This is a genomic window from Streptomyces montanus (assembly GCF_005786655.1).
Classification (GTDB): domain Bacteria; phylum Actinomycetota; class Actinomycetes; order Streptomycetales; family Streptomycetaceae; genus Streptomyces; species Streptomyces sporangiiformans.
Genome location: NZ_VBZC01000005.1, coordinates 1 through 25,190 on the forward strand (window position 1 = coordinate 1; position 25,190 = coordinate 25,190).

Sequence of the window (25,190 nt, forward strand, 5' to 3'; positions counted from 1 at the left end):
CGCCGCCTCCTCCGCCGCCGCTCGTGCCGCCTGACGTGCCACCGCCGTCCGTGGAACCACTGCCGGTCGGCGTTGGCGAGGCGTCGGGGCCCTTCGTCGTCGGTTTCGCACCCTCCGTGGGGGCGGCGCGGGCCGGGTCGCGCGACTCCCGCCTCGGCGAGGATGGCCTCGTGGCCCGTGAACCGCCACTTGGAAGGCGTCACGGGAGCCCAGTTCCGCTCGCCCATGACGCGGGTGAGCGTGGTTCCGTCGGTGTCGCAGGAGGCGAACTTCCGGGTGCCCGTCACCTTCCAGATCTTGCCGTTGGCCTTGGACAGCAGATACAGCTCGCCGTCCGCGTCCCGCCCGAAGCGCAGGTCCACCCGGGCGTCCCCGGCCAGGTCCTGCATGGTGACGCGCTTGCCGCTCTCGTCGTAGAGCATGAGGTCGTACAGCCGTGCCAGATCCTTGCTGTCGCGGTCCATGTCCTCGGTGTCGGCGAAGAGCAGCCGTCCGTCGACGAGGTCGCCGAAGATGTACTTGCCGCGCAGTCCCGGCAGGTCACTGCCGCGGTAGACGAAACCGCCCACGATGGCGCGGCCCACGTCGGAGGTGCAGTTCCAGTCGGCGGGCGGGTCGTGGTCGTAGGCGGCGACAGGGTAGGTGTAGCCGTACCGCTCGTCGTCCTCGGGGAGCGGGAGGATCCGGGCGCAGGGGTCGGTGGCTGTCTTGTCGAAGACGAAGGGGCCTTCACGTTCGCTCCAGCCGAAGTTGTCACCCGCGCGCACCTCGTACACGGACTCGATGGCGTGCTCACCGATGTGGCCGAGATACATGCGGTGACTGCCGCCGGGGTCCCAGCTGAAGCGGTGCGGGTCGCGCATGCCGTACGCGTAGATCTCGCCCAGCGCGCCGGGGGTGCCGGTGAACGGGTTGCGCGCCGGGATCCCGTACTGGCCGTTGGCGCCGTTGCTGCCGCGCGGGTCGATGCGCAGGATCTTGCCGTGCGGCAGGGACAGGTTCTGCGGCTCGGTGTTCCGCGCGCCCTGGCCGCCGTCGCCGACGGCGACGTAGAGCAGGCCGTAGTCGGGGTCGTCAGGGTCGGCCGTGGGGTTGAAGTCGATCTGCTGGATGCCGTGGATCGTGCCCGCGAAGCCGATGCGCAGGATCTCGCGGCGGGTGCCATGGAAGGTGTCGGCCGAGGGGTCGTCGGCGGTCCATTCGGTGATGATGCCGTGGTAGTTCGTCGTGGCCGCCTGTCGCCAGTCGGGGACGACGGTGGTGGCGGAGGCCAGTTCAGTGTGGACGGTGTAGAAGCGGCCGTTGCGCTTGAAGTCGGGGTCGAAGGTGACGAACCCGAAGCCCTGGCCGAGGCCCCGGCTGGCGAAGAACTGGGGGGCGAAGGTGGCGCCGACGTCCAGGTAGACGTGCGGGGTGCCGTCCTCGACGAGATACAGCTTGCCGTTGAGGTCGGGAACGGCCATCCGGCCGGATCCGTCGGGGAGTTCGCTCAGGTAGTTGATACGCGCGTGCCGCACCAGCCGTGGATCGGTGACCGGGCCTGGCGACGGTTCCGTCTTCGGGAAGGAGGCGAACTCCTCGACGGTCAGCCCTATGCCGGAGGCGGCGGGCCGGTCGGGCAGGGGATCGGTGAGGGGGTCGGCAGCCGCGTGCGCCCTTCCTGGTACGGCGACGAGGGCCGACAACAGCAGGGCGAGGACGATAAGAGGGGCCAGCAATAGGGTTCTTGGTCTGACGCCGGGGGATGTGTTCATCGGTCATTCCTCCTTACTGATGGCTCAGTTCTGGCCGGTGCTCACCAGTCGGTACTGAGCCCGTATCCGCTCGCCGTCCACGGCCCGGTTCAGGAACATCAGGCTGTCCATGCGGCAGTCGCAGGGATTGCGTTCGGCGGTGTTCTGCGGGAAGCTGCCGCCGATCTTGATGCCCCGGGGGTCGGTGGGCGAGGTCTTGTGCGGCCCTGGTGTCGAGAGGTCCCAGGGGTCGCCGGCGACGGCGTAGAAGCCGTCCAGCCGCTGCCCGTTGCGATAGAGCGCCATGGCTCCGGTGTCGAAGTCGAAGGTCGCGGCGAGGAAGACCCATGTGCCGTCGGGCAGCAGGGTCCGCCAGTCCTGGGAGGCGGCGAAGGTCTGCGAGCTCGCCCCGTCGATGCGCCGGCCGAGGGCCACCAGACGCAGTTCGCCGTTCACGTTGATGATTTCCAGCAGGGCACGGACCGCGTGGCCGTCGGAGTCCCCCGACAGCACCCCGGCCAGGCCGACGGCGCCGTAGTAGTCGTCCGGGGCTGCCGTGTTGCTGTTCGGGCTCGGGTTCGGGCCGGTCATCTTGAACCAGCCCATGACGGTGATTCCCTTGACCGCGTTGAAGGGCTTCAGCGTCGGCACGCCGGAAGTCCCGTACACGCCTGCCTTCCAGTCGTCGTTGCCCGCTGTGTCCGGGCTCACCTGCCGCACCTGGATCGAGGTCCGGCTGCCGCGGTGTCCCCCGTCCGCCGTCCGCATCAGTGCCCCGCCGTTGACCAGGTCGATGTCCGTGCGGGAGAAGCCCTGGTCCCGCTCCTTCGCCGGGTTCCCACGCACCGGGTGCTCGAAGTCGTAGTACGCCGCCAAGTACGGCCTCAGGGTGGGGTGTACGGCACCTTGGTCGGCCCCTGCTTGCGCGGGTGCGGCCGCCACGGCGGTCGAGGCGGTCAGGAAGGCGGCGAGTGCCGCGGCGGTGTGCCGTCTGCGTCGCATGAACATTCCACTCGCTCCTTTGCGAGGCGGGTCATGGGCGGGCGTGTCGCGGAGGGGGGCGGCTGTCGGAGGGACGGCGTGTCGAAGGTGCCGCGCGTCCCAGGTGCGGCGTGTCGCCGAGGGACGGCCTCGGAGGGCGGCATGTCGTGGGCAGGGATTGTCGTGGCCGAGGATTTGTCGTGGCCGGGATGTGTCGTGAGCCGGGGGTGCGCACGTCAGCGGCGCGCGGGTCGGCCTCCGAGGTAGAGCTCGCCGAGTTGGGGATCGGCGAGCAACTGCCGTGCCGGGCCGGAGACATGGACGCGGCCGAGGTCGAGGACGCAGCCGGTGTCGGCGGCCTCCAGGGCGCGCCGCGCGTTCTGTTCCACGAGCAGGACGGCGGTGCCCGCGTCCCGCATCCGTACGATCTGCTCGAAGACGATGCCGGTCGCCTTGGGGTCGAGCCCCATCGAGGGTTCGTCCAGGAGCACCACCCGGGGTTTGACCATCAGCGAGCGCGCGAACTCCACCTGCTTCTGCTGGCCGCCGGAGAGCAGCCCGGCCAGGCTCGTCCACCGCTCCCCCACGACCGGGAAGAGTTCCCGCACGAAGCTCACCCGCTCGGCGAGGAGTGCCTTGTCCCGGAGGGTGTAGCCGCCCAGCAGGACGTTCTCGGCGACCGTCATCTCCCGGAAGACGCTGTGCCCTTGGAGGACGTGGGCGACTCCGGCGGCGAGCATCCGCTGCGGTCCGTGGCCGGTGAGGTCCTCGCCGTCGACCAGGATCCGGCCCGCGCGCGGGGCGAGGAGCCCGCTGGCGACCTTCAGAACGGTGGACTTGCCCGCGCCGTTCGGCCCGACCAGGCAGACGATCGCCCCGGCGGGGACCTGGACGGTCAGCCCGCGCAGCACCAGCGCCGCCCGGCCGTATCCGGCCTGTATGTCGTCGAGTTCGAGAAGGATTGCGGAGTCAGAGTCAGACGCCAAGGTATGCCCCGAGGACTCGTTCGTCGGACTGGATCACCGAGGGCGGGCCCTGTGCGATCGGCCTGCCGCGGTCGAACACGACGACGTGGTCGCTCAGGCTCATGACCAGGTCCATGTTGTGTTCGACGATCAGGAAGGTCCGCCCCTCGGTGTTGAGTTCGCGGACCAGCTCGCAGATGCGGTCGATGAGCGCCGGGTTGACGCCGCCCGCCGGCTCGTCCAGCAGGACCAGCTCGGGCTCGCTCATCAGCACACCCGCGAGTTCCAGCAACTTCTGCTGTCCCCAGGACAGTTGGCGTGCCTCGGCCCGCTCCAGATGCTCGATGCCCATCCGAGCCAGCCAGTTCCGGGCCCGCTCGGTCTCCTCCCGCTTGCCCGCGCCCGCGAGCTGTCCCGCCAGACCGGACGGTCGTACCGCGGCGAGGAGGTTGTCCAGTACGGTCATCCGCGGGAAGACGCGGCACAGTTGGAAGGAGCGTCCGATGCCGGCGCGGGCGATCCGGTGCGGGGGCTTTCCGGTGATGTCGCGTCCGCGGTAGGTGGTACGGCCCGCGTCCGGGCGGATCATCCCGGTGACGCAGTTGAAGAAGGTGGTCTTTCCGGAGCCGTTGGGGCCGATCAGGGCGTTGACCTTGCCGTGGTGGAAGGTCACGGTGGCGGAGTCGAGCGCGGTGACCCCGCCGAAGGCCTTGGTGAGCCCGACGGTCGCCAGACTCGGCTCAGGCTCAGGCTCACGCTCAGGTCGGGCTTCCCTTCCCGCTTCCGCTCCCGCTTCGCTCACTGTCTCTCACCTCTTCCGTTCCGTTGCGCTGTCCGCGCCGCTCCCGCAGTTCGGCGGCGGTCACCTCGCGGATGGAGGTCTCGCCGGTCTTGCGGAAGCGGTCCAACAGGGCGGTGGCGGCCGGGATGACCCCGTCCGGCATGAACATCACGACGACGCCCAGCAGCAGCCCCGCCACGACCAGGTGCAGGGGTGTGTCTCCGTATTCGATCTTGGAGTACTCCAGCCCGTACCCGACGATCACGGCCCCGAGCACGGGTCCGTACAGATGACGTACGCCTCCCAGCAGCGCCATCAGCACCATGTACGCCCCGCTGAGGATGGAGAACTGGAAGACCGGGTCGAGGTCGCCGAACCAGAGCGCGTAGAGACCGCCCGCCAGCGAGGTGAAGGCGGCGGAGACCACGAACACCACGAGTTTGTACGTGTAGGTGGGGGTGCCCAGCGACTGGGCCTTGTCCTCGTCCTCACGGATCGCCTTCAGGCCCATGCCGAACCGCGAGCGGTCGATGATCCACCAGACCACCAGCGCCGCCGCGAGCAGCGCGGCGAAGAGGAAGTAGAAGGTGCGGTGGTGCTCGGCGCGCAGCATGCCGGGGAAGGGCCGTGGTACGACCAGTCCTCGGGAGCCGCCGGTGAAGGAGGACCAGCTCTGGAAGACCAGCAGCAGGATGAGGACCAGGGCGATGGAGACGATGACGAAGGAGGCGCCGCGCACGCGCAGGGCGGCGTAGCCGACCGGCACGGCGACCGCGGCCACCAGGACGGCGGCCGTGAACAGGGCGGCGAAGGGCGGGAGTTCGGCCTTGGTGACCAGCAGTCCGGTCCCGTAGGCGCCGAGTCCGGCGAAGCCGCCGTGCCCGAGGGAGATGTAGCCGGTGAAGCCGCCGACGAAGTTCCACGAGGTGGAGAGCACCGCGTAGTTGAGGATGGCGATGCCCACGGTGATCTCGTACGGGCTCGGGGCCATGGACGGGAAGGACAGCACGACGGCGACCACGGCGAGCAGGATGCCGAGGCGCAGCAACCTGCCTGCCCAGGACGGGGTTTGGCCCGCCCGGAGCGAGGTTCCACCCGCCCGGAGCGAGGTTGCGCCCGCCCGGAGCGGGGCTTCGCCTGCGGGGACCGGGGCTTCAGAATCTCTGGGCAAGCCGCCCCCCGAAGAATCCCTGTGGCCGGAAGGCCAAGGTGGCGAAGAGCGCGACGTAGAAGACGGTCTGCGCCCAGGTGGTCGAGAGTTCCAGCTGGAGCAGGCTCTGGAGCATGCCCAGCGTCATGGCCGCGATGGCGGCTCCCGGCACGCTGCCGAGTCCACCGACGACGATGATGGCCATCAGCGGGCCGATCCAGTGCCAGTGCAGCGAGGGGTAGATGGTGGTGTCGAGGGCCAGTGCCGTGCCGCCGACGGCCGCCGTGGCGAGGCCGAGCCCGAAGCCGTAGCCGGCGACCCGGTCGGTGTCGATGCCGAGCAGCTGGGCGGCTTCCCGGTGCTGGATGGTGGCGCGCAGCGCCTGGCCGAACCGGCTGTGCTTCATCAGCATGTACAGCCCGAGCAGGGCGAGTGCGGCCATGCCGAAGGCGATCAGCTTGACCGCCGCGATCCTCGCCCCGAGGAACTCGAAACCGGCCGAGCTGTAGCCGAGCCGGATACGGCGCTGGGTGCCGCTGAAGACGTACCCGAGCAGCCCTTCGATGACGAGGGCGACCGAGAAGGTGAGCAGCACCGACATCATGGTGAGCGTCGCGGGGCGCAGTCGGGTGAGGAGCAGCCGCTGCATGGCGACGCCCGCGGCGAAGAACAGCGGCACGGTGACGAACAGGGTGAGCAGCGGGTCCACACCGGTCTCCCGGTGGGCGTACCAGGCGAGGTAGGCGGCGAGGATCAGGAAGGCGGAGTGGGCGATCATCACGACGCGCATGACGCCGAAGTAGAGGGTCAGGCCTGCCGCGAGGAGGGCGTAGAGCCCTCCCAGCAGCACACCGAGGACGACGCTCTGGAAAACAAGGCTCGCGGAGGGCACGCCGGCCTCACCACGCCGGCTTGGGGTAGATCAGATCGGCTTCCTTCTGTTGCTCGGGGAGCACGATCTGGATCTCTCCGTCGACCCATTGCTGGATCATGTGCGCGCTCTGCGGACGGCCCTTGTCGTCCCACTTCAGCGGTCCGACGACGGTCTCCACCTGGTGGCCGCGCAGCCACTCGACCATCTTGCTCTGGCATTCGGGGTCCTGGGAGGCGCAGTCGGCGGCCTTGACCGCCGCCGCGACCACCTGACCCGTGGTGTAGGCGTTGGCCTCGTCCTCCTCCGGGGCCTTGCCGAACTGCTTGGTGTACTTCTCCACGAACTCCTTGTTGCTGGGGTAGTCGCCCTTCTGTGTGTAGCCGGTGGGTGCGAGGATCCCCTCGGTCTTGTTGCCGACGGCCTTCGCGAACTCCGGTTCCGTCGGCGCGGTGGAGAAGGCGGCCATCTTCGGCTGGTAGTTGAGCTGTTGGAGGGCGACGATCAGATTGACGCCGTCCTGGTACTGCGAACCGCCCACCACCATGTCCGCCTTGGAGTCGGCGATCTTGGCGGCGATGCCGCCGAAGTCGGTGGTGTTGGGAGGGTAGACCTCGTTGACTACGGTCTTGATGCCGCCCTTCTCGAGTTTCTCCTTGAGTCCGTAGGCCGTTCCCTGGGCGAAGGGGTCATCCATCGCGGCGTACGCGACCGTCTTGGGACGCTTGTCGGCCGGCAGGGCCAGGATGTATTCGGCCAGGTAGTTGTAGTGGTCGTTGGCGACGGCCGGCGCGGCGTAGAAGAGGTTCTTGAAGCCCTGGTCGAAGACCTCCGGCGCCGCTCCCGCCGGCTCGACGAAGAGCATGCCGTACTCGTCCGCGACACGCGCGGAGGGGACGACGAGCCGGGTGGAGAAGGGGCCGAAGACCAGGTCCACCTCGTCCTTGCCGATCAGCTGCTCGTAGTCGGAGACGACCCGGTCGGCGTTGGACTGGTCGTCGAGAATCTTCAACTCGACCTTGCGGCCGAGGAGTCCGCCCTTGTCGTTGACGATCTTCGCCCAGGACTTGTAGCCGCGCTCGACGCCTTTGCCGGGCTCGGAGAAGTCGCCGGTGAGAGGCAAGGAGACGCCGATCACGATGGGGTCGTCGGGTGAGTCCTCGGAGTTGGAGCCGCCGGAGACGCAGCCACTGGCGACGAGCACCAGGGTCAGCGTGCCGACGGTGATTCCCCCTTGCAGACGGTGCGTTGTTCTCATCGAATGGACACCCCTCGTCGGCTGGACCGCCTCATGGGTTGGCCGGATAACGTGGTGCGTGAAAGCGCTTTCAGCGACGCTTTCGTCCTATGTAAGCCGCGTCAGGGTGGTCTGGACAACACTCGTGCACGGAGAAATTTGGCCTTCGCTTGACCAATTTGGCGCCCCCCACGCGCTGCGGCAGTCCGCGCGCCCCTCCTCGGGCGCCGCGGCGGGACCGTTACCATCCGCCTGGGCCGCCTCGGAGTTGACGGCTCGACAGCGTTCGAGCGGCAGGGCTACGTCGGCGGAGAGCTGAGCTGCCGGGAGGAATCCGCGCGCGGTGGCTCGTAACGGTGCGGTCGGTCCGATTACGCCGCTGAACTGGGATGTTCCGGTTGCGCGCACTCCACCGGTACGAGGGTCGCGGCCGCCGCCCCCGGTCAACTGCTCCTGCCGGCCGACCATTCCGCGGCCTCGCGCGTCAACACGCGGGAACGCGAAGGGCTGAGGTGGCATCTGCGACCCGTACGGTCCTCAACTCGTGGGGAATGGGCCCATGCTGCGGACCGGAGCGCGTACGGGCCTGAGTCGTCCTTTGCCGGAGCGTGGCCGGACCGGAGCCCGTACGGACCTGATTCATCCGATCTTTGCCTTGCTGGACCCTGAACCCGTACGAACCTCAGTCATCTGACCTTTGCCTGACTGGACCTGAGCCCGTACAGCTCGGGCGAGGCCTGCGGCGCCGCGCCGGCGGTCAGGCGGCGTAGTCGTAGAATCCGTGGCCGTTCTTGCGGCCGAGGCGGCCCGCGGCGACCATGCGGCGCAGCAGCGCGGGCGGCGCGTAGAGCGGCTCCTTGAACTCCTCGTACATCGATTCCGCCACGGCCTGGGCGGTGTCGAGCCCGATGAGGTCGAGAAGGCGCAGAGGTCCCATGGGATGTGCGCAGCCGAGTTCCATGCCGCGATCGATGTCCTCGGCGCGGGCGGATCCGGACTCGACCATGCGCACCGCGGCGAGCAGGTAGGGCACGAGGAGTGCGTTGACCACGAACCCCGAGCGGTCGGTGGCCTGGACGACCTCCTTTCCAAGGCACCCGGAGGCGAAGGCGCTCGTCCGGGCGACGGTGTCGGGGCTCGTGGTGAGGGCCGGGATGACCTCGACCAGGGCCTGCACCGGTACCGGGTTGAAGAAGTGCATGCCGATGACCTGAGTGGGCCGCTTTGTGGTCACGGCCAGGTCGACGATGGGTATGGACGAGGTGTTGCTGGCGAGGATGGCCTGGGGATCGGTCACGACGCGGTCCAGGGTCTGGAAGATGCCGGTCTTGATGTCACGGTTCTCCGCGACGGCCTCGATGACGAACTGACGGTCCGCCATGGCGTCGAAGTCGTCGGTGACGGCCAGGCGGGCGAGCGCGGCGTCCCGCGCTGCCTCCGTGATCTTGCCGCGGCGCACACCGCGGTCGAGGGAGACCTCGACGCGTCGGCGGCCGGTCCGGGCTGCTTCGGGGGACGACTCGATGACCAGGACGTCGGTGCCGCCGAGGGCGGCGACTTCGGCGATGCCGGAGCCCATGAGGCCGCAGCCGACGACGCCGAGGCGGGAGACGGTTTCCATGTGATGGCCCTTGCGGTGGTGTTGTTGGGGTGGTGAGAAGGTGTTCCGGGCCGGCGCCGTCATGAGCCGGCAGCGTCAAGCGGGCGGGGCTGCCGGTAGGGCTTCACCGCGCGGCGCGCTATGGCGAACCGGTGTGTCTCCGACGGGCCGTCGTAGATCCGGAACGGGCGCACCTCCCTGAGCAGGCGGGCCAGCGGGGCGTCGGCGGTCGAGATGCCGAGCGCTCCGCAGATCTGTACCGACCGGTCGACCACCCTCCCCACCGCCTCCGCGACGAAGGTCTTGGACACCGAGGTGAGCTGCGCGGCCGCGGCGGATCCGGTGTCCAACTCCCAGGCGGTACGCAGAATCAGGGCGCGGCTCGCCTCGATGTCGATCTCGGAGTCGGCCAGCATCTGCTGCACCATGCCGAGGTCTCCCAGCACGGAGCCGAACGCCATCCGGCTGCCCGCCCGCTCCAGTGCGACGTCCTGAGCGCGGCGGGCCGCTCCCAGCCAGCGCATACAGTGCGTCATTCGGGCGGGGCCGAGCCGGACCTGGGCGTTGTCGAAGCCGCGGTCCACCGCGCCGAGCACCTGCTCCTCGCCGACCACGCATTCCTCGAAGACGATCTCGCTGTGCCCGGCGAAGAGCCCCTCGTCCAGGGTTTCGATGTCCCGGACGATGCGCATGCCCGGGGTGCCGGCGTCGACCAGGAACATGGTGGCGCCGCCCGGGTCGCCGGGGCTGCCGGAGGTGCGGGCCATGACGATGGCGAAGTCGGCTCCGTTGGCTCCACTGATGAACCACTTGCGCCCGTCGATGCGCCACCCGCCGGGTACCCGGGTCGCGGTGGTCCGCAGGGAGCGGGGGTCGGCGCCGGCGCCCGGCGCCGGTTCGGTCATCGCGAAGCAGGACCGGGACTCGCCGGCGGCGAGCGGGCGCAGATAGCGCTGCTGCTGCTCCTCGGTGGCCACCTTCTCCAGCAGGTGCATATTGCCCTCGTCCGGAGCCGCGCAATTCAGGGCCAGCGGTCCGAGCAGCGAGTACCCGGCGGCTTCGAACACGACCGCCTGGCCGCGCAGGTCCAGCCCGTGCCCGCCCCACCGTGCCGGCACGTGCGGCGCGAACACGCCTGCCTGCCGAGCGCCCTTCTGCAGAGCCTGGCGCAGTGCCTCGGGGGCGTCGTGCACGGAGCCGCCGCACTCGCGCTCGGCCGGGATCACCACTTCACGTACGAACACCGCGGTGGCCTCGGCCAGCCGGGCGACAGACGGATCGACATCGAACTGGACAGGCATGGTTCCTCCCCGCCGACGGGCGTACGGGCATCGGTGCCCGTCGCGACTCTAGAAACTGTACAGCGTCTTCAGTATCTTGCCTCCGTGACGCTGGGCGACGACGGGAGAGGACCCCCATGAACCATCAGCCGGTGGATACCCAGCCGGTCCGGGTCGTCCGGCATCCCGACGGGGTCGTCGAGCTGAGGCTGGACGACCCAGGACGGGGCAACGCCCTGGACCTCCGGACAGCCGAGGCGCTTCGGGACATGACCGCCCGGGTGGCCGCCGACCCCGGCGGCGCGGTCCTGCTGCGGGCGACGGGAGCCAACTTCTGCGTGGGCGGTGACCTGCGCGCTTTCGCCGGCCTGGGCGCTAAGACCGGACCTTATGTGCATGCCGTGGCGACCGCCGCGCACGCGGCGTTGCGGGCGCTGCACGAGCTGCCGGTGCCCGTGGTGGCCGCCGTGCGCGGCGCGGCGGCGGGCGGCGGCATCGGCCTCGCTCTCGTCGGCGACATCGTCCTTGCCGCCCGGTCGGCGCGGTTCCGGCTGGCGTACACGGCGATCGGGCTGTCGCCGGACTGCGGGGCCTCGTGGTTCCTGCCGCGCCTGGTCGGTCCCCGGCTGGCAGCGGATCTGATCCTGACAAACCGGGTCCTGACCGGCGACGATGCCGAACGTCACGGCCTGATCTCCCGGGCCGTCGGCGACGACGAACTGGACGAGGCCGCCCACCGGACCGCCGCCGAGCTCGCAGCCGGGGCCGGTGAGGCACTGCGCGCCTCGAAGCGCCTACTGTGCGACGACGGCACCAGGGACGACCTGCGCCGTCACCTCGCCGAAGAGGCGCGGCTGATCGCCGGCCTGGCGGACGGCCCGGAGGCACAGGCCCGCATGGCGTCGTTCCTGGCCTCCCGGAGTCGCGTGAGGGTGGAAACAGAAAGTGTTTCTTGATTCCCTCTTCACTAACAGTCCCGCCGGAGCGTAATCTCCGGGCAACACAGAACCGAGGAAGAGGTGTGGCAATGCAACCTGCTGCCGTGGCCGGGTCGGACGCTGTCGACGAGACCCTCACCGAAGCCGTTGTCGACCTCGTTCTGCGTGGCATGTGGCGTGGCGCCCCCGAGTCCGAGCACCGCCCTCTGGTGGACGCCGGGCTGGCCATGGCGAAGGGCCCGATGGTCCTGCCGACCGAGCGCGCCAAGGCCACCGCGGCTCAGCTCCTGCGGGTCCCCGCGGGATCCGAGCAGGAGGAGCGGATCACCGCCGTCTACGAGGCTTTCCTGCCGGTCAACAGGAAGATCCGCGAGGTGTGCACGGCATGGCAGTGCCGTCCCGACGGCAGCGCCAACGACCACACCGACAGCGTCTACGACGCCGAGGTGCGCGAGTCGCTGGAAGATGTGCACGAGGCCATTCAGCCCGTGCTGCGCAGGCTGGAGCGGGTGCTCGCGGGCAGCGGACGCTACATGACCGGCCTGGACGAGGCGCTCGACCGCTTCGACGACGGCGCGGTGGAGTGGCTGGCCTCGCCGCTGTGTGACTCGTACCACACGGTGTGGATGCGGCTGCATCAGGAGCTGCTGCTGGTTCTGGGCATCAGCCGGGCGCAGGACGAGGTTCTCGAAGAGGAACTGGTCCGAAGGAGCCGGGGTTGAGCACGACCGACGGCCGCTCCGGCGCGCTCGCGCAGGCACACACGCCCCTCGCGCAGGCACATACGCCCCTCGCGCAGGCAGACACGGACCTCGCACGGGCACACACGCCGGTCGCACAGGCACCCGCCCCCGGCCATGCCCTGGTGCCCTACGGCCAGGGCCGCATCCGGGGGCTGGACGCCGGTGAGCTGGGCACGCACGGCATCGCCATGGACCGGCTGGTGGCCCTCGGGCTCCCGGTGGTCCCCGGACTCACCGTGCCGGCCGGTGCGGCCGGCACGCTGTGCGAGCCGGAGACCGCCCGGGCCGCCCTGGAACTCGTCGAGCAGCTGTCGGGACGGCAGATCGGCGACCGAGGCAGGCCACTGCTGCTGCGTCTGTCGGCGAGCGCGTCGACCGAAGTCGCGGGGCTGCCGCCCGACCTCGCCTGCATCGGTGTCACCGCGGCGAACGCCGGTGACCTGTGCGCCGTGATCGGCCGCGAGGAGGCGCTGTACGAGGTGTGGGCGGCCACCGTCCGGATGATCGCCGAATACGCCCTCGACGTGCCCGGCCCGGAGCTCGACGACGCTCTGCTCGATGCCCCGGATCCGAAGGCCCGCGTCGACGCGCTGCTCTCCACGATCGCCCGGCACGGCGCGCGCCCTTTCCCGGACGATCCGGCGGAGCAGCTGGCGCTCGCCGCCCGAGCGGTACGGGGACGGTGGGCCTCGCCCCGGGCCAGGCGGTCCCGCAAGGCTCAGCGGCTTCCCGCGGACCTGGGCATCGCCCTGCACGTCCAGGCCGTACGCATCGGGCCGTCGGATCTCTCCGGCTACGGCACGGCGGTGAGCCGGCACCCCGAAAGCGGCCGCTTCGCGCCACAGGGCTCCTTCTTCCGCGGCGTACGCCGCAGCGCGCCGCCCCCGCACACCGGGGAACCTCTGGAGAAGATCGGCGGGGGCATCACACTGCTCGAGCACTCTCTGCTCACCCTCGAACGCCATCTGCACGCCCCGGTCTCCGTCGACTTCGAGGTGCGCGACGGCGAGGTCTCGCTGCTCGCCGCCTCGGCGCAGAGCCACCCGCCGCTGCGCGCCTCGGTGTGCCTGGCCGCGGATCTGGCCGGCGACGGGACGCTTCGCCCGGAGGAGGCGGTACGCCGTGTCGGCCCCGCCCAGGTGCAGGAACTCCTGCACCCCCGGCTCCGGTTGACCGGCGCGGAGGAACTCCTCGTCCAGGGACTGCCCGCCTCTCCCGGGGCCGCGGCCGGCGCGATCGTGCTGTCCAGCGAACGCGCCCTCGAACTGGGCGCGGCCGGCACGCCCGCCGTCCTGGTGGCGCACGAGACCACTCCGGCCGACGTCCCCGGCATGCTGGCCGCCTCCGCGGTGCTGACCGGCAGCGGCGGCATCGCCTCGCACGCCGCGGTCGTGGCCAGGGGGGCCGGCAGGCCGGCGGTGTGCGGCGCCGAGGGTCTGCGGGTGGACCGGGCGGCCGGCACGGTACGGATCGGGGACCGGTTGCTGCGCGAGGGCGACCCGGTCTCCCTCGACGGCCGCACCGGCACCGTGTACGCCGGGACGCTCCCGGTCACCCTCGCCGACCCACCGCCGGAGCTGTCCACGCTGCTGGAGTGGGCGGACGGTGTGCGGCGCCTGGGCGTACGTGTGAACGCCGATACGGCGGCGGAGGTGAACACCGCCGTCGCCCTGGGCGCGGAGGGTGTCGGCCTGTGTCGTACGGAGCACCAGTTTCTCGGCGAACGGCTGCCGCTGATCCGGCGGGTGATCCTGGCCGCCGACCCGGACGCGCGCACGGAGGCGCTGCTCGCCCTGGAACATGCCCAGCACGAGGACTTCCGGGCGCTGCTGTCCGCCGTCGGGGACCGACCCGTCACCGTACGGCTGCTGGACGCGCCGCTGCACGAGTTCCTGCCCGCGCCCGGAGATGCCGGTGACGACGCGGCCGAACAGCGGGCCGCCGCCCTGCGCGAGGCGAACCCCATGCTCGGGCTGCGCGGAGTGCGTCTGGCCCTGCTGCACGAAGGGCTCTACCCGGCGCAGGCCGAGGCGCTCTTCACCGCCTGGGCCGATGTCGCCGCCACCGGAGTCCGCCCCGAGCTGGAGGTGATGATCCCGCTCGTCAGCCTGCCGGAGGAACTGGCCGCCGCGGCCGCGTACGTGCGGGGCGCCGCCGAGGCGGTCGCCTCCCGCACCGGTGTGGAGGTCCCGTACCGGCTCGGCACGATGATCGAGACACCCCGGGCCGCACTGATGGCCGCCGAGCTCGCCGAACACGCCGAGTTCTTCTCCTTCGGCACCAACGACCTCACCCAGCTCACCTACGGCTTCTCCCGGGACGACGTCGAGCGCCAGGTACTCGCCTCGTATCTGGACCGCGGGTTCCTGACCGCCAGTCCGTTCGCCCGGCTCGACCCGCACGGGGTGGGCGCCCTGATCGCCCTCGCCGCCGAGCGGGCCAGGCGCGTACGCCCCGACATCAAGCTGGGCGTGTGCGGTGAGCACGGCGGGGACCCGGAGTCGATCGCCCTCTGCGACGAACTGGGCCTTGACTACGTCTCCTGCTCCGCACACCGCGTGCCGGTCGCCCGCATGGCGGCCGCGCACAGCGCCCTGCGAGAGCCGGAGCGTCGCAGCGAAAGCGAGACCGCGTCATGACGAGCACCGTGCCCAGTCCCGTCAGAGGGGCGACCGAAGTCTCCACCAACACAGCTGCCTCAGCGGCCTCCGAGGTGTCCGAAGTCTCGGACGCCGATCTGAACGACCTGCGGGAGACCGTGCGGTCGGTGTGCGCGGACGCCGGCGGCACCGCCGCGGTGCGCCGGCTGCCCGAGCACTCCCCCGGCATCGACGCCGGGCTGTGGGACACCCTCGGCCGGCAGGTCGGCCTGGCCTCCCTCGGCCTGCCCGAGGCTGCCGGAGGCATCGGCGGCCTCGCCGAGATCGCCGTGGTCTGCGAGGAACTGGGCCGGACCCTGACGCCGGTGCCGCTGCTGTCCTCCACCGTGCTGGCCGGGCAGGTACTGGCGAGCTGTGGTACCGCCGACGAGGCGCTGGCGGAGCTGGCCGAGGGCGCGGTGCACGCCCTCGCGGTGGCGGCGCCCGACGGCACCTGGCGGCCGGACGCCGTGCCGGTGGCCGTCACCTGGCGGGGCGGCGTGCCGTTGCTGGACGGAACCGCGCCGTTCGTCCTCGACGGCGCCGACGCCGAAGGGCTGGTGGTCGCGGCTGTCGGGACCGACGGTGTGGATCTCTTCCTCACCGGCCCGGGCGAGCCGGGGGTGACGGTCCGCCGGGTGCCCACTCTGGACCTCAGCCGCGGGCAGGCCGTGGTCTCCTTCTCCGGCGTGCGAGCACGGGCTCTGACCGCCGGGGGCGAGGGAGCGGATCTCGTCAGCCGCGCCCTCGACCTGGGCCTGGTGGCCCTGGCCGCCGAGCAACTGGGCGGCGCCCAGGCCGCCTTGGACATGACCGTGGCCCACGTACGGGACCGTACCCAGTTCGGCAGGTCCCTCGGCAGCTTCCAGGCGGTCAAGCACACCTGCGCCGAGATGCTGCTCCAGGTCGAGGCCGCACGGTCGGCGGTGGTACGCGCCGTCCGGGCGGCCGAATCGCCCGAGGCGCTGGCCGAGGCGGCCGCGGTGGCGCAGGCGTGGTGCGGCGAGGCGTTCGTGTTCGTCGCCGGGGAGTGCGTGCAACTGCACGGCGGCATGGGCTTCACCTGGGAACACGACGCGCACTTGTACTTCCGGCGCGCCCAGTCCGACGCCGTCCTGCTGGGCGGCGCCGCGCACCACCGGGAACGGCTGGCCGGGCTGCTCGGCTGGTGACGTAGAAGGCGGGACGGCATGACCACCAGACTTATCGACGAGAACCTGTTCGACGCTGTGGACCCACCGCGTCTCGCGGGCGCGCGCTGCGACGAGTGCGGCACCGTCGTCTTCCCCCGGCAGGACTCGTGCCCCAAGTGTTCGGGCAGGGCCATGTCCACGCACGCGCTGCTGGTACGCGGGCTGGTGTGGTCCTGGACGCTCCAGGCGTTCCCGCCCAAGCCGCCGTACCGGCCGCCGGCCGAGGGCTACCAGCCGTACCACGTGGGCTATGTGGACCTCGGTGAGGTGCTGGTCGAGGCACGGCTGGATGTTCCGCGCGCGGAGATTCGGATCGGGCTGCCGGTCCGGCTCACCATGGTGCCCGCGTACCACGACGAGGACGGAACCGAGGTGCTGACCTTCGCGTTCCGCCCGGACCGGGAAGAGGACCGATGACCATGGCGAGGTCCGACGATGTCTACGTGGTCGGCTGCGGGATGCATCCCTTCGGCCGCGACGCGAGCGTGACCGGGATGGACATGGCCGAACACGCCGTGCGAGAGGCGTTGCGGGACGCCGGCGTCGGCTGGGCGGACATCGGCTACGCGGCCGGCGGATCGGATGTGTCCGGCAAACCCGACACGCTGGTAGGGCGTCTCGGCCTGACCGGTGTCCCCTTCGTCAACGTCCAGGGCGGCTGCGCGACCGGGGCGTCTACCGTACTCGCGGTGGCCAACGCGCTGCGCGCGGGCGAGGCCACGCTGGGGCTGGCCGTGGGCTTCGACAAGCATGAGCGGGGCGCGTTCCACGTCTCCGCGGCCCGCTACGGACTGGGCGACTGGTACGCCGAGACCGGCATGATGCTGACGACCCAGTTCTTCGCCCTGAAGACCCAGCGGTACCTGCACGAGTACGGCATCTCGGAGCGGGCGCTGGCGATGGTGGCGGCACGGGCCTTCCGTAACGGCTCCCACCACCCCATGGCCTGGCGCCGTAAACCGCTGACGGAGCAGGAGATCCTCGACTCCGCCGAGGTCAGCCCGCCCCTCACCCAGTACATGTTCTGCTCGCCGGGACAGGGCGCGGTGGCACTCGTGCTGGCGCGCGGCGACCGCGCGTTCGACCTGTGCGAGCGGCCGGTCAGGCTGGCGTCGGTGGCACTGCGCACCCGGCGGTTCGGCTCGTTCGAGGTGTTCTCGCCCTGGCTGCCGCCGGGACCGCATCGCAGCCCGAGTGTCGACGCGGCCGAGGCGGTGTTCCGCGGGGCGGACGTGCGTCCGGCTGACGTGCGGGTGGCGCAGTTGCAGGACACCGACAGTGGCTCGGAGCTGATCCATCTGGCGGAGACGGGGCTGTGCGGCCACGGCGAGCAGGAGGAACTGCTGGCCTCCGGGGACACCGATCCCACGGGTCGGCTGCCGGTGAACACCGACGGCGGCTGCCTGGCCGGCGGCGAGCCCGTCGGCGCCTCGGGGCTGCGCCAGTTCCACGAGGTCGTACGGCAGTTGCAGGGCCGGGCGGCGGGCGTACAGGTACCGGGCGCTCCCCGAGTGGGCTTCACCCATGTGTACGGGGCACCCGGGATCAGCGCCTGTTCGGTGCTGACGATCTGAGAGCCAGGGCAGGCACGCGGACACAAGGCAGCACACAGAAACAAGGCAGGCACACGATGAACGGGCAGCAGAATCCCGCCCCGGAAGGCAGGAGAACCGCGCTGGTCACCGGCGGCGCTCGCGGCCTCGGCGCCGAGATATGCCGGCAACTGGCAGGCCAGGGGCTACAGGTCCTGGTGGCGGCCAGAAGGCGCGAGGCGGCCGAGGAGGTCTGCCGCGCCATCGGCCCGGCAGCGGTGCCGCTGGCCCTGGACGTGGCCTCCGCCGAGAGCGTCACCGCGGCCGTGCGCGAGGCTCTGGAGCGCTTCGGCACGATCGACGTCCTGGTGAACAACGCCGGTGTCAGCCTCGACGGTTCACGAACGGCTCTCGACCTCGACGACGACGTTCTGCGCGCCACGCTGGACACCAATCTGGTGGGCGCCTGGCGCATGGCCGAGGCCGTGGTCCCCGGCATGGTGCGCGCCGGTTACGGCCGCCTGGTCAATGTCACCAGCGGCTACGGCTCGCTCGCCCTGATGGACTCCGGCCGCCACCCCACGTACCGGGTGTCGAAGACCGCGCTCAACGCCCTCACCCGCATGCTCGCCGCCGAGCTGTCCGGCACCGGTGTGCTGGTCAACTCCGCCGACCCGGGCTGGACCCGGACCGGAATGGGCGGCCCGGCCGCACCGCGCGGACCGGAGCTGGGCGCCGACACTCCGGTGTGGCTGGCGACGCTGCCCGTGGGCGACACGACGACGGGCGGAGTGTTCGCCGAGCGCAAGCCGCTGCCGTGGTGACAGGCGTACGGGCGCTCTGAGCACCGCCCGGTGATCAAGCCTCGGTGATCAAGCCGGCGAGACCCGTGGCGACCTGGTTCGCCGGTAAGCGCCCCCCAGTGATCAAGCCGACGAGACCGCCGCGCCCTGGTCCGCGGCGACGATCCGCAGGGCCAGCGACCTGACCGCTGCCTGTACATCACTCGGCGGCAGCCCGGCCAGCGGCCCGCCTTCCGCCCGCAGCGCGGTGACCAGCATGGTCGTGCTGATGAGGGTGCGGACCGCGAGCGCCTGGGCGGCGTGCCTGGCCTTGGCCGCGCGAGGGCTGCGCGTGGTGCCCTCCGGCAGATAGTCGTACGCACGCTGGATGTGCCGCTGTTCGAACTCGTCGCGCAGCAGCTTCACGCTTCCGTTGGCGGCGGCGACCTGGACCTGGAACAGACGGGCTTCGTCCGGGTTGGCCCCCACCCAGTCCCAGACGGCGTCGATGACGCGCAGCAGTCCCTGGGCGTCGCCCGGCTCGGAATCCGGGCGGGCCTCCTCGACCACGGCGTTCAGCTGGTCGAAGACCCGCCGCATGGCCAGTTCGAGCAGTTCTTCCTTGCCGTCGAAGTGGTAGTAGACGGCCGTGGGCACCACCTGGGCCTCGTCCGCGATGTCCTGGACGCTGGTCTCGGCGAAGCCCTTCCGGCCGAAGACCCGTACCGCGGCACCGATGATGTGCTGCCGTCGTGAGGGACGGTGGGCCGGCTGCTTGCCGTTCTGCGTGCTGGTGGCCATTGCGTGCTCCCTTGCCGCTGCCGCTGCCGTCTCCGGTGCCAACGCCAGTCCCAGTGCCGGTGTACTGACCATGCTATCCAGTAACTCCGTCGTGTGGCTGCCGGTAATTCCTGCCATTGCTGTGGCGCTGTTGGCAGGAGCCTTGGGCATACTTGACATCATGACGACTTCCGGAACCCGCGCCGCTCACCGCCCGTCGCGTCGGCAGTGGGTGATCGAAGCAGCCACGGAGCTCTTCGCCACCCAGCCGCCGGACGAGGTGACGGTGGCCGACATCGCCGCGCGGGCGGAGATGACGTCCGCGGCGGTGTACTACCACTTCTCCTCCAAGGACCAGGTCCTGGTGGAGGGCATGCGAGTGTTCGCCGCCGCGCTGCGCGAGCAGCTGGAGTCGCTCACCGAGGCCCACAAGCCGGGTTCTGACATCGGCACGGAGGTCACCGCGCTGCTGGCCTGGCTGGGCGAACACCGGTCGGCCGCCGCCGTCTTCTTCGTCTCCTCGGCCGGGATGAGCCAGGAGGCGGAGATACTGCGCCACGAGATCCGTACGCAGCTGCTCGAAGAACTCGTACGCCTGGTGCGCAAGGCCCGTGAGTCGATCAGCGACGCGGAGGCGGCGGTGATCGGCCTGGGCGTCCTCGCGCTACTGGAGAACGCGGCAATCTCGCAGATCCGTGGCGACGACGTCTACCGGTCGCTCGGCCACCGGTCGTTCACCAAGGAGGTCGGCCGACTGGCCACCCGCGTCGCGGCTGCTGCGGGGACTACGGGGAGCTGAACGGACGCGGGCGCTCCGCGGTGCCGGCGGGCCGGGCCCCGATCATTCGGGGGTGATGCGGCCACGCCACGCTCCGGATTCGCCACCGCGGTGCTCGATGTACTCCTTGAAGCGTCGCATGTCTCCCTTGACGCGTCGGTCGACCATCCCGAACATGTCGGCGGTCTTCTCCGCGACGCCGCTGGGCTGGATTTCCATCACGAGCTCCACCCTGGTGTGGGTCTCGTCCAGCGGCTGGAAGCGGACCATACCCATCTGCCTGGTGTCGCCGGTGGTGGTACGCCAGGCGATCCGCTCATCAGGAAGCTGGTCGACGATCTCGGTGTCGAACTCCCGCCGTATTCCGCTGATCTTGGTGGTCCAGTGGTTGTGGGTTTCGTCGAGCTGCCTGACCTCCTGGACCCCCTGCATGAAGTTCGGGAACTCCTCGAACTGCGTCCACTGGTTGTAGGCGGTACGGACGGGGACCTCGACTTCCACCGTTTCCTTGACCGTGCTCATCCCTGGCCTCCTTTCACTGACCGGTACGACAGAGCCACCGGCCCCGCCGCACAGATCTCGGCACGCCGCGGCGAGTACCCACGCACCGCCCGCTAACCGCTCCGACGATCCCCGTCCGGTCCGGGCCGCCCTGTCATACGAGCAGACGCAGCGGCTTGCCCAACAGGGATGCCACCGTGCGCAGAAACTCCGCGGCCGGAGCCCCATCGACGGCACGGTGGTCGAAGGTGAGGCTCAGGGTGAGCACCCGCGTCCGCCGCGGCTGGTCGTCCACCCACTCGACGCCGTCCCTGAGCCTGCCCACTCCCAGGATGGCGACGTTTCCGGGGTTGATCACGGGGGTGAAGAAGTCGACTCCGTACCCGCCCAGCGAGGTGACGGTGAACGTGGCCCCTTCCAGCCGCGCCGGGGAGATCCGGCCGGAGCGGGCGCTCTCGGCCAGTTCCCTGGACCAGCGGGCCAGGTCCGTCAGCGGAAGAGCGGCGGCGTCCTCGATCACGGGGACGAGCAGGCCGTTCGGCACGGCGACCGCGAACCCGATGTGGATGTCCTCGACCAGGTGGACGCCGTCCTCGTGGACCGCCGCGTTGAGCAGCGGGTGTACGCGCAGGGCCAGCGCGGCGGCCTTCACGAGGAAGTCGTTGAGGCTGGGCACCGGCAGGCCGCTGTCGGCCCACTCCCGCTTGAGCTGGGCTCTGAGGGCCACGACGGCATCCATGCGCACCTCGTAGCCGTGCGTCAGCTGCGCCATCTCCTGGAGGCTGGCGTGCATCCGGCGGGCGATGGTGCCGCGCATTCCGGTGAGCGGGAGGACGTCTCCCGGCTGTGGCTCGCCGGCCGCGGCGCGCGAGGGCCGGCGGACGGCCGATTCGGAGGCCGGCGCGGGCGCCGGGGCAGGTGCAGGTGCCGCTGCGGGTTTCGGAGCGGCGATGACGGCGTCGAGGTCGGCCCTCCGGATCCGGCCGCCCGCACCCGTGCCCTGTACGCCGGCGAGGTCGATGCCCCGCTCCTTCGCCAGACGGCGCACCAGGGGGGAGACAGGGGTGACGGACTCGCCGGGCAGGGTGGCGGGCTCGCCGGGCAGGGTGGCGGACGCCTGTACGGCCGGCACGGAAGCGGCGGCGAGGAAGTCCTCCACGTCCTCGGAGACGATCCGGCCGCCGGGCCCCGTGCCGCGTACGGCGTCGAGGTCCACGCCGGCCTCGGCGGCCACCCGCCGAGCGTTGGGCGACGACAGGAGCCGGCCCCCGGCCCCGCGGCCGTGATGCCCATTCCGGGCCGCGGCACCGTTGACGGACAGCGCGTGGGCGCCGTTGACGGACGGCGGCGCGGACGAGACGGCTTGGGCCGCGGGCTCAGCGGCGCTGTTGGCCCCGGGCAAGGCGGGCATCGGCGTACCCGCCGCGCCCGGAGGCTGCTCGCCCTCGGCCAGCAGCCAGCCGATGAGGGCCCCCGCCGGGACGGTGGTCCCGGCCGGGACCACGGGGTGGAACAGTCCCCCCGCCTCCGCCTCGACATCCACGTCGACCTTGTCCGTGGCCAGCCGCAGCAGAGCGTCGCCCTCGGAGACGGAGGCGCCGGCCGGCACCAGCCACTCGTCGATCGTGCCTTCCTGCATGGTCAGGCCGATCTTCGGCAGCAGAACCTCGACCGCCACTGGGTCACGACCTTTCGAGGAGACGGCGGCAGCCCTGCACGATGCGGGCCTGGTCGGGCACGTACGCCTTCTCCAGCACCGGGGAGAACGGCACCGGGGAGAAGGGCGCGCCGATACGCAGCACCGGCGCGTCGAGGTAGTCGAAGGCCGCGTCCTGGATCTGGGCGGCGATCTCCCCGCCGAGCCCGCCGAAGGTGACGGCCTCGTGCACCACGAGGGCCCGGTTGGTGCGGCGGACCGAGGCGATCATGGTCTCAGTGTCCAGGGGCTGCACGGTGCGCGGATCGATCACCTCGACCTCGATGCCTTCGGTGGCCAGCTCGTCGGCCGCCGCGAGGGCCTCGCCCACCATGCGGCCCAGGGCGATGACGGTGACGTCGGAGCCCTGCCGCGCGGTGTGGGCCTGGCCCAGCGGGATTCCGTAGATCTGCTCCGGCACCTCGCTCTTGCTGCCCAGCAGGACCTTGTTGAGCATCACGACGACCGGGTTGTCGTCCCGGATCGCCGAGACGGTCAGACCTTTGGCGGTATACGCGTCGCACGGCATCACGACCTTGAGGCCGGGCACATGGGCGAGCCAGGCTTCCAGGCTCTGACTGTGCTGGGCGGCGGCACCCAGGCCCGCGCCGGAGGCGGTGGTGATGGTGAGCGGCACGGATACGGCGCCGCCGAACATGTACTTCATCTTTGCGGCCTGATTGACGATCTGGTCCAGGCAGACGCCGATGAAGTCCATGAACATCAGGTCGACGACGGGGCGCAGGCCCCGGGCGGCGGCGCCCACGCCCAGTCCGACGAGCGCGGCCTCGGAGATCGGGGTGTCGATCATGCGGCGAGGGCCGAACTCGTCCAGCAGGTTGTCGAACATGCGGAAGACGCCGCCGTATCCGGCCACGTCCTCGCCGGCGACGAAGACGTTCTCGTCCTCGCGCATGACCTGCGCCAGGCCCTCGTTGAACGCCTTGACGTAGGTGAGCTTGCGGCCCGTGCCGTCCGGGGCAGGGGCCGGAGCTTCGGTGATGGTGGTCATGGCGGTCATCCCGAGTAGACGTTGAGGAGGAGGTCGGCGGGGTCGGGCAGCGGGCCGGCCTCGGCGTAGGCGATGGCCTCGGCGATCTCGTCGCGGGTGCGCTGCCAGGTGTCGTCCAGCTCGGCGCGGGTGGCGGTGCCGTCGGCGAGGGCGCGGGCCTCCAGCAGGTCGATCGCGTCCCGGGCCTTCCACTCCTCGACCTCCGCGTCCGAGCGGTAGGGGTGACGCAGTCCCTTGACGCCCTGGTGGTCGTAATAGCGGTAGGTCTTGGCCTCGATGAACATGGGACCCTCGCCGGCCCGGGCGCGTGCGACGGCCTCGACGGTGGCCTGGTAAACGGCGAGCGCGTCCATGCCGTCGACGATCACGCTGGGCATGCCGTAGGACGCGGCCCGGTCGGCGACGTCGGTGATCAGCATGTGCTTCGACTGCGGGGTGAACTCGGCGTAGCCGTTGTTCTCGCAGATGAACAGGACCGGCAGGCGCAGGATGGCGGCCATGTTGGCGCCCTCGTGGAAGCTGCCGATGTTGGTGGCGCCGTCGCCGAAGAAGGTGACGGCGATGTTGTCCTCGCCGCGATACTGGGCGGCGAAGGCGGCTCCGACGGCGATCGGGACGCCTGCACCGACGATGCCGTTGGCGCCGAGCATGCCGAGGGTGACGTCATTGATGTGCATGCTTCCGCCGCGACCGAGGCAGGCGCCGGTGACGCGGCCGTACAGCTCGGCGTACATGTGCCGGAAGCTGACGCCCTTGGCCACGGCGTGACCGTGTCCGCGGTGGGTGGAGGTGATCTGGTCGTCGTCGCGGAGTGCCACCATCACCCCCGCGGCCACGGCTTCCTGGCCTACGTAGAGATGCAGGAAGCCGGGGAGCTTACCCGCCTCCATGAGCTTTCCCGCCTCGGTCTCGAAGAGCCGGATACGCACCATGCGCTCGTGCAGATCGCGTATGACCTGGGCTGATGCCGGGTGGGTGACCGTCGAGGCCGTCTGTCGCGTGATTTCCGCGGCCGACTTCCGCGGTGCCTTGTGAACCATCGTCCGCCCCTTCGCTCCGAGCGGGGTGTCCAACCGATCGGACTTTGTTGTACCGGTCTACAGTAACCAGCAGGGGCACCTTACTGGAGAGGTTGTCTAATTACTATGGGGCGGACTCAACCGGACCCAACCGCCCCCCTGTCACCGCCCCCCTGTCACCGCCCCGCTGGTCCACCAGCTCGACCACATTGCCCTCGGGGTCCGCCCAGAAGCTGATCCGACGGCTCCGCGCCCGCACGACGACCGGGCTGGACAGCGGCCTGGCTCCGGCGGCCGGCAGTGCGGCGACAACCGGCGCGATGTCGTCCAGGTGGAAGGTGAGATAGGACAGACCGCAGCGCGCGGTCAACGGCACGGGCGGCGGGACGGGCGGGGCAGGCATGGCAGCGTCCGCCTGCGGCCGTATCAGCTTGATCCGCCCTCCGGAGGGCACCTCGCCCGCCGCCCCGGACGCCGTCCCCGACGGCATCCCGCACGGCACCTGAAGCCATACGACCAGAAGCGGCGCGCCCAACCCCGCAGGGCCACCGATCGACCGCGGGATGTGCGAGCGGTGCACCGGAACACAGCCGAGTGCCTCGCGATAGAAGCGCTCCATCAGTTCCAGGTCGTGCACCACGACACCGGCCTCGAGGGGCTGAGTCATCGCCACCCCCAGGACACCGCGGCCACACCGGCTGCATGAGCCACATCGGCCACATGGGCCGCTTCGCAGGTCATCTGGACCGCCTCCCCTCGGAACAGCACCCGCCGACCACACTCCGGCAGCTGGAGCCGATCCCTAGAAAGATCGAGTCGAGCCGGGGTTACCCTCGCTGCAGAAAGCGAAGGTGACCTGCGGAATGCCGCTCGACCCAACTTCGGCACTTTCTATTGACACACAACACTAACTCCTGTTGTTGTGGCGATCGCAGCGGAGCTGTAACACCGGAACCCTTCATCAGCTCGCGGCTGGGAG

At 70.6% G+C, this 25,190-nt stretch carries 23 protein-coding genes; 8 read left to right on the top strand and 15 right to left on the bottom strand.

What is annotated here, in order from left to right:
• From FE633_RS05175 to FE633_RS05215, 9 genes are all read right to left on the bottom strand, one after another.
• A partial coding sequence (locus FE633_RS05175) for a PQQ-dependent sugar dehydrogenase (protein WP_246113426.1) occupies window positions 1-1,718 on the bottom strand: 1,718 nt, incomplete at its 3' end.
• A 60-nt stretch (window positions 1,719-1,778) separates the two neighbouring features.
• Window positions 1,779-2,735 carry a LamG domain-containing protein gene (locus FE633_RS05180; protein ID WP_138043895.1) on the bottom strand — a complete coding sequence of 319 codons (957 nt, stop codon included), beginning with the start codon at window positions 2,733-2,735 and terminating at the stop codon, window positions 1,779-1,781.
• A 215-nt stretch (window positions 2,736-2,950) separates the two neighbouring features.
• Window positions 2,951-3,700 (bottom strand): ABC transporter ATP-binding protein, encoded by a 750-nt coding sequence (locus FE633_RS05185; protein ID WP_138043896.1) that lies wholly within the window; start codon window positions 3,698-3,700, stop codon window positions 2,951-2,953.
• Entirely contained in the window at window positions 3,690-4,481 is a 792-nt protein-coding gene (locus tag FE633_RS05190) for an ABC transporter ATP-binding protein (protein WP_212747160.1), read from the bottom strand. Before FE633_RS05190 ends, FE633_RS05185 begins: the two co-directional genes overlap by 11 nt.
• On the bottom strand, window positions 4,438-5,508 hold the full coding sequence (locus tag FE633_RS05195; RefSeq protein ID WP_212747161.1) for a branched-chain amino acid ABC transporter permease: 1,071 nt from the start codon (window positions 5,506-5,508) through the stop codon (window positions 4,438-4,440). Before FE633_RS05195 ends, FE633_RS05190 begins: the two co-directional genes overlap by 44 nt.
• Window positions 5,509-5,614: 106 nt before the next feature.
• Window positions 5,615-6,502, bottom strand: a complete 888-nt coding sequence (locus FE633_RS05200) for a branched-chain amino acid ABC transporter permease (protein ID WP_138043897.1) — start codon at window positions 6,500-6,502, stop codon at window positions 5,615-5,617.
• A gap of 7 nt (window positions 6,503-6,509) precedes the next feature.
• The gene (locus tag FE633_RS05205; RefSeq protein ID WP_138043898.1) at window positions 6,510-7,739 is read right to left on the bottom strand and encodes an amino acid ABC transporter substrate-binding protein; all 1,230 of its coding nucleotides are present in this window, start codon (window positions 7,737-7,739) and stop codon (window positions 6,510-6,512) included.
• A 736-nt stretch (window positions 7,740-8,475) separates the two neighbouring features.
• Window positions 8,476-9,339 (bottom strand): 3-hydroxybutyryl-CoA dehydrogenase, encoded by an 864-nt coding sequence (locus FE633_RS05210; protein WP_138043899.1) that lies wholly within the window; start codon window positions 9,337-9,339, stop codon window positions 8,476-8,478.
• 59 nt (window positions 9,340-9,398) lie between these two features.
• Window positions 9,399-10,619 carry an acyl-CoA dehydrogenase family protein gene (locus FE633_RS05215; protein ID WP_138043900.1) on the bottom strand — a complete coding sequence of 407 codons (1,221 nt, stop codon included), beginning with the start codon at window positions 10,617-10,619 and terminating at the stop codon, window positions 9,399-9,401.
• Window positions 10,620-10,735: 116 nt separating this feature from the next.
• Between FE633_RS05215 and FE633_RS05220 the strand changes: the two genes are divergently transcribed.
• The 7 genes from FE633_RS05220 (at window position 10,736) to FE633_RS05250 (ending at window position 18,467) form a co-directional block, all read left to right on the top strand.
• Complete coding sequence (locus FE633_RS05220) at window positions 10,736-11,554, top strand: enoyl-CoA hydratase/isomerase family protein (protein WP_138043901.1); 819 nt, start codon at window positions 10,736-10,738, stop codon at window positions 11,552-11,554.
• 71 nt (window positions 11,555-11,625) lie between these two features.
• Window positions 11,626-12,258: a hypothetical protein gene (locus FE633_RS05225; protein WP_171059808.1), complete on the top strand. Its 633-nt coding sequence runs from the start codon at window positions 11,626-11,628 to the stop codon at window positions 12,256-12,258.
• Entirely contained in the window at window positions 12,255-14,918 is a 2,664-nt protein-coding gene (locus FE633_RS05230; RefSeq protein ID WP_138043902.1) for a putative PEP-binding protein, read from the top strand. The genes FE633_RS05225 and FE633_RS05230 overlap by 4 nt, the downstream gene beginning before the upstream one ends.
• The gene (locus FE633_RS05235) at window positions 14,915-16,090 is read left to right on the top strand and encodes an acyl-CoA dehydrogenase family protein (RefSeq protein ID WP_138043903.1); all 1,176 of its coding nucleotides are present in this window, start codon (window positions 14,915-14,917) and stop codon (window positions 16,088-16,090) included. Before FE633_RS05230 ends, FE633_RS05235 begins: the two co-directional genes overlap by 4 nt.
• Window positions 16,091-16,108: 18 nt before the next feature.
• On the top strand, window positions 16,109-16,528 hold the full coding sequence (locus FE633_RS05240) for a Zn-ribbon domain-containing OB-fold protein (protein ID WP_138043904.1): 420 nt from the start codon (window positions 16,109-16,111) through the stop codon (window positions 16,526-16,528).
• Between the two features lie 2 nt (window positions 16,529-16,530).
• Window positions 16,531-17,685, top strand: coding sequence for a thiolase family protein (locus FE633_RS05245; RefSeq protein ID WP_138043905.1), 1,155 nt, complete (start codon window positions 16,531-16,533; stop codon window positions 17,683-17,685).
• A 56-nt stretch (window positions 17,686-17,741) separates the two neighbouring features.
• Window positions 17,742-18,467, top strand: a complete 726-nt coding sequence (locus tag FE633_RS05250) for an SDR family NAD(P)-dependent oxidoreductase (RefSeq protein ID WP_138043906.1) — start codon at window positions 17,742-17,744, stop codon at window positions 18,465-18,467.
• Window positions 18,468-18,569: 102 nt separating this feature from the next.
• Here the strand turns inward: FE633_RS05250 and FE633_RS05255 are convergent, their stop codons facing one another.
• Window positions 18,570-19,226 carry a TetR/AcrR family transcriptional regulator gene (locus FE633_RS05255; protein ID WP_138043907.1) on the bottom strand — a complete coding sequence of 219 codons (657 nt, stop codon included), beginning with the start codon at window positions 19,224-19,226 and terminating at the stop codon, window positions 18,570-18,572.
• Between the two features lie 160 nt (window positions 19,227-19,386).
• Here FE633_RS05255 and FE633_RS05260 point away from each other — a divergent pair, with 160 nt between their 5' ends.
• A complete protein-coding gene (locus FE633_RS05260) occupies window positions 19,387-20,004 on the top strand; it encodes a TetR/AcrR family transcriptional regulator (protein WP_138043908.1) in 618 nt (205 codons plus the stop codon).
• A gap of 42 nt (window positions 20,005-20,046) precedes the next feature.
• Here FE633_RS05260 and FE633_RS05265 read toward each other — a convergent pair whose 3' ends face one another.
• From FE633_RS05265 to FE633_RS05285, 5 genes are all read right to left on the bottom strand, one after another.
• A complete protein-coding gene (locus tag FE633_RS05265) occupies window positions 20,047-20,505 on the bottom strand; it encodes an SRPBCC family protein (protein ID WP_138043909.1) in 459 nt (152 codons plus the stop codon).
• A gap of 133 nt (window positions 20,506-20,638) precedes the next feature.
• Window positions 20,639-22,162: a 2-oxo acid dehydrogenase subunit E2 gene (locus tag FE633_RS05270; protein WP_138043910.1), complete on the bottom strand. Its 1,524-nt coding sequence runs from the start codon at window positions 22,160-22,162 to the stop codon at window positions 20,639-20,641.
• Between the two features lie 4 nt (window positions 22,163-22,166).
• Window positions 22,167-23,192: an alpha-ketoacid dehydrogenase subunit beta gene (locus FE633_RS05275; protein WP_138043911.1), complete on the bottom strand. Its 1,026-nt coding sequence runs from the start codon at window positions 23,190-23,192 to the stop codon at window positions 22,167-22,169.
• 5 nt (window positions 23,193-23,197) lie between these two features.
• On the bottom strand, window positions 23,198-24,232 hold the full coding sequence (locus tag FE633_RS05280; protein WP_246113427.1) for a thiamine pyrophosphate-dependent dehydrogenase E1 component subunit alpha: 1,035 nt from the start codon (window positions 24,230-24,232) through the stop codon (window positions 23,198-23,200).
• A gap of 103 nt (window positions 24,233-24,335) precedes the next feature.
• Entirely contained in the window at window positions 24,336-24,878 is a 543-nt protein-coding gene (locus FE633_RS05285) for a VOC family protein (protein ID WP_246113428.1), read from the bottom strand.
• Window positions 24,879-25,190 lie beyond the last annotated feature (312 nt).

Bases quoted from the DNA above. Each gene is read 5' to 3' on its own strand.
- FE633_RS05275 (WP_138043911.1), bottom strand. From the start codon at position 23,192: ATGACCACCATCACCGAAGCTCCGGCCCCTGCCCCGGACGGCACGGGC.
- FE633_RS05260 (WP_138043908.1), top strand. From the start codon at position 19,387: ATGACGACTTCCGGAACCCGCGCCGCTCACCGCCCGTCGCGTCGGCAG.
- FE633_RS05265 (WP_138043909.1), bottom strand. From the start codon at position 20,505: ATGAGCACGGTCAAGGAAACGGTGGAAGTCGAGGTCCCCGTCCGTACC.
- FE633_RS05255 (WP_138043907.1), bottom strand. From the start codon at position 19,226: ATGGCCACCAGCACGCAGAACGGCAAGCAGCCGGCCCACCGTCCCTCA.
- FE633_RS05180 (WP_138043895.1), bottom strand. From the start codon at position 2,735: ATGCGACGCAGACGGCACACCGCCGCGGCACTCGCCGCCTTCCTGACC.
- FE633_RS05280 (WP_246113427.1), bottom strand. From the start codon at position 24,232: ATGGTTCACAAGGCACCGCGGAAGTCGGCCGCGGAAATCACGCGACAG.
- FE633_RS05245 (WP_138043905.1), top strand. From the start codon at position 16,531: ATGGCGAGGTCCGACGATGTCTACGTGGTCGGCTGCGGGATGCATCCC.
- FE633_RS05225 (WP_171059808.1), top strand. From the start codon at position 11,626: ATGCAACCTGCTGCCGTGGCCGGGTCGGACGCTGTCGACGAGACCCTC.
- FE633_RS05250 (WP_138043906.1), top strand. From the start codon at position 17,742: ATGAACGGGCAGCAGAATCCCGCCCCGGAAGGCAGGAGAACCGCGCTG.
- FE633_RS05210 (WP_138043899.1), bottom strand. From the start codon at position 9,339: ATGGAAACCGTCTCCCGCCTCGGCGTCGTCGGCTGCGGCCTCATGGGC.
- FE633_RS05235 (WP_138043903.1), top strand. From the start codon at position 14,915: ATGACGAGCACCGTGCCCAGTCCCGTCAGAGGGGCGACCGAAGTCTCC.
- FE633_RS05240 (WP_138043904.1), top strand. From the start codon at position 16,109: ATGACCACCAGACTTATCGACGAGAACCTGTTCGACGCTGTGGACCCA.
- FE633_RS05285 (WP_246113428.1), bottom strand. From the start codon at position 24,878: ATGACTCAGCCCCTCGAGGCCGGTGTCGTGGTGCACGACCTGGAACTG.
- FE633_RS05215 (WP_138043900.1), bottom strand. From the start codon at position 10,619: ATGCCTGTCCAGTTCGATGTCGATCCGTCTGTCGCCCGGCTGGCCGAG.
- FE633_RS05220 (WP_138043901.1), top strand. From the start codon at position 10,736: ATGAACCATCAGCCGGTGGATACCCAGCCGGTCCGGGTCGTCCGGCAT.
- FE633_RS05205 (WP_138043898.1), bottom strand. From the start codon at position 7,739: ATGAGAACAACGCACCGTCTGCAAGGGGGAATCACCGTCGGCACGCTG.